At 62.4% G+C, this 1,674-nt stretch carries 3 protein-coding genes; all 3 read right to left on the bottom strand.

The features are described 5' to 3' along the window. Positions 1–172 (bottom strand): FAD-dependent oxidoreductase (locus EN925_RS34895; protein WP_281040691.1); only part of this gene is annotated, 172 nt, incomplete at its 3' end. 29 nt (positions 173–201) lie between these two features. Beyond that, positions 202–1,188 (bottom strand): Gfo/Idh/MocA family oxidoreductase, encoded by a 987-nt coding sequence (locus tag EN925_RS34890; protein WP_127385133.1) that lies wholly within the window; start codon positions 1,186–1,188, stop codon positions 202–204. Positions 1,189–1,256: 68 nt separating this feature from the next. Further along, on the bottom strand, positions 1,257–1,674 hold a 418-nt coding region (locus tag EN925_RS34885), incomplete at its 5' end, for a YceI family protein (RefSeq protein WP_164890572.1).

Below are 1,674 nucleotides of genomic sequence, written 5' to 3'. Positions count from 1 at the left end.
GGAAAAGGCCGCCGAACGACCAGAATGCCTGGCCGCCGAGCGACTGCTCCGGCTCCTGGTCGACGATGATGATTTTCTTGCCGGCCTCGGCGAGCTCGGCGGCGGCAACCAGCCCTGCAAGGCCGGCGCCGACAATGATCACGTCCGCATCGTCAGCCATTTTTCCTCCCAGAATTAGCCGGCTATTTCAATGCAAGGAATTCAGACGGTCTCCCAGCCTTCTTTGCCGCCGGCGCGGAAGATGGCGTCGATGACTTTCTGATTGAGCACCGATTCCTCCAGCGTGAAGACGCGCTCCTTGCCGCCCTGTGCCGCGCGCGCGAAGGTCTCGACCTCCAGCCGGTACTGCTGCGTGCCGGGAAAGCGAAAAACCTGCGCCTCGGTGTGGTTCTGGTTGTGCAGTTCGACGCGGTGGTGGTCGTAGAGCCCGGCATTGAAAGGCGAGAACAACTCGATGAAACCCTTCTCGCCGTGGAACACCATCACCTGGCGCGCCGCCATCTGAGTCGACAGATAGAACGACAGCTCGAAGTCACCGAAATCGGCACGGATCGAGGAGTAGATGTCGGTGCCGAATGTCTTGTCGCGCTCGATCGTTGCCTGCACGCGCAGCGGCTCCTTGCTGGTGGAAAAGCGCGTCGACACGGTCGGGTAAACGCCGATGTCGGGCAGCGCGCCGCCGCCGAGGTCGAGCTGGTTGCGCATGTTGCTGGGGTCGACGTTGTAGTAGGAGAACGCGCCCTGCACATGGCGCAGCCGGCCGATGGCGCCGCTGGCGATGAGCTCGCGCACCTTGATCCATTGCGGGTGGTAGATGACCATGAAGGCTTCGCAGACCAGCACCCTTTTCTGGTCGCGCAGCTTGATCAGCGGCAGGATGTCCTTGGCGTCGAGCGCCAGCGGCTTTTCGACCAGCACATGCTTGCCGGCTTCGATGGCCTTGGCCGCCCACTCGACATGCTGCGAGGTCGGCAGCGGGATGTAGACGCCGTCGACCTCGTTGGAGGCAAGCAGTTCCTCATAGGAGCCGAAGGCATGGCGCGCACCGAAGCGATCGGCCAGCGCCTTGGCCTTCGACAGATCGCGGCTGGCGATCGCCGACAGCACGCTATTCTCCGCCTCGACCATCGCCGGCAACAAATGCTCGCGGCCGATCTTGGCCGTCGACAACACACCCCATCGGAACATCAGGCATCTCCATCACGATTACAGGCGACGAGGTTTGCCCGAAATCGCCGGAAAAGCCAATGACGAGGTCAGCCCCTTTTGCCGGTCAGCGTCATGTCGAAGTCGACGATGTTGGAATAGATCGGCGTGCCGACATCCATGCCGTAGCGCGACCTCAGCACCTTGCCGGTGACATGGAATTTGATCATGCCGGCCTTGAGACCGCCGAGCTCGGCCGTGAATTTTTCCGGGAACGTCTTGCCGCGCGCCGTCAGCCGGCCGCTGACGAGAGCCGTGGTGTCGCTGGTTCGGGTCACGCTGGTAGAGCGGAACTGGATTTCCGGGCTGTTGGCGGCATCAAACACCGCGTCGGAGCGCAGGAAGGCATCGATACGGCCCTGGCCGGTGCCGACGCTTTCGGGAAAAATGGTGAAATTGACAGCTGAGCGCCCGACATCGCTGTTGTCGATGCGGATCGAGCCCTTGAAGCGGGCGAAGGTGCCATTG

This window comes from Mesorhizobium sp. M7A.F.Ca.US.006.04.2.1 (assembly GCF_004022915.1).
GTDB classification, from domain to species: domain Bacteria; phylum Pseudomonadota; class Alphaproteobacteria; order Rhizobiales; family Rhizobiaceae; genus Mesorhizobium; species Mesorhizobium ciceri.
This window is presented reverse-complemented; position numbering and strand designations above follow the sequence as displayed.

What these genes read in the sequence shown, in the direction of transcription:
- EN925_RS34890 (WP_127385133.1), bottom strand. Translation starts at nt 1,188, where the DNA reads ATGTTCCGATGGGGTGTGTTGTCGACGGCCAAGATCGGCCGCGAGCAT.